This window comes from Streptomyces sp. XM83C, assembly GCF_023072675.1.
In the GTDB taxonomy this organism is placed as follows: Bacteria; Actinomycetota; Actinomycetes; order Streptomycetales; family Streptomycetaceae; genus Streptomyces; species Streptomyces thermocoprophilus.
Genome location: NZ_JALLGL010000594.1, coordinates 1 through 1,246, shown reverse-complemented (window position 1 = coordinate 1,246; position 1,246 = coordinate 1). Strand labels below are relative to the sequence as shown.

Annotated in this window: 1 protein-coding gene; it reads right to left on the bottom strand. The window is 70.5% G+C overall.

All coding sequences use genetic code 11. The features are described from left to right. Positions 1–16: 16 nt before the first annotated feature. Positions 17–1,096, bottom strand: a complete 1,080-nt coding sequence (locus MTQ10_RS30570) for an IS110 family transposase (protein WP_247474011.1) — start codon at positions 1,094–1,096, stop codon at positions 17–19. Between the last annotated feature and the right edge of the window lie 150 nt (positions 1,097–1,246).

The window sequence follows — 1,246 nt, the reverse complement described above, 5'->3', positions numbered from 1 at the left end:
GATGCTCTTATGGATGTCAAGCAGCGGTTGTGAGGTGATTCGGGGCCGCTGCGGTGGCGTTGGTGATGGTCAGGACGTGGTAGATCTCGCGGGCGACGAACCGCTTGAGGCAGCGGATGATCTCCTTCTTCGACAGGCCCTCCTTGGTTCGTCGCTCCACGTACTGCTTGGTGCGCTGGTCCCAACGCAGGCGGCAGAGCACGATCCTGTAGAGGGCCGCGTTCGCGGCCCGGTCACCACCCCGGTTGAGCCGGTGGCGGTGGGCGCGGCCGGATGACGCGGGCAGCGGGGCGACGCCGCAGAGCATGGCGAACGCCGCTTCCGAGCGGAGCCGGTCGGGGTTGTCGCCCGCGGTGACCAGCAGCTGGCCGGCGACGTCCGGGCCGACGCCGTTCAGCTCGGTCAGGGCCGGGTTGATCTCCTGGGTGAGCGGGGCTATCAGCTCGTCCAGTTCATCGATCTCCTGGCCCAGGTCACGGTGACGGCGGGCGAGCGACCGAAGGGCGATCTTCGTCGCGGTGACCGGATCGCCGACCTGGTCCAGGCTCGGGCGGAAGCCCGCGCAGATGGTCAGCAGGTCCTTGTCCTTCAGGTGCCGCAGCATGGTGCGGACACCCTCCGGCGCGGTGACGATCAGGTTCTTGATCTGCCGGGTGACGTCGGACCGCTGCTGGACCGCGCTGCGGCGGGCGACCCGCAGGGCCCGCAGGGCCTCGACCCGGCCGTCACGGAACTTCGGTGTTCCGGTGCGGCGTCCGGCGAGCGCGGCCCGGGCCGCGGCCTCGGCGTCGACCGGGTCGGACTTGCCCTGCCAGCGGCGGGTCTTGCGGTCCGGACGGTCGATCTCCACGACCGTCACATCGTGTTCGCGCAGGTAGCGGGCCAGGCCCGCGCCGTAGGCGCCCGTGCCCTCGACCCCGACCATCAGCAGGGTCCCGAAGGACTTCAGCCAGGCCAGGAGCTTGCGGTAGCCGAGCGCGGAGGCGGAGAACTGGGCCGAGCCCAGGACCCGGCCCGCCGAGTCGATCGCGGCCGCGGTGTGGGTGTCCTTGTGGGTGTCGACGCCGCCGGTGACCTCGACCTCGTACTGTGCCATCGTTGGGTGTGCCGTCCTGTCCATTCGACCGGGTGGGTTGGCACCCGTCGGCCGGGAGGGCGGACAAGACAGTGATGGGGCCTCTGGCCAGGCTCTTATGAAGTCACGTCCCCCGGCCCGACGGATGCAGGCGAACGTCCCCCGGACAGG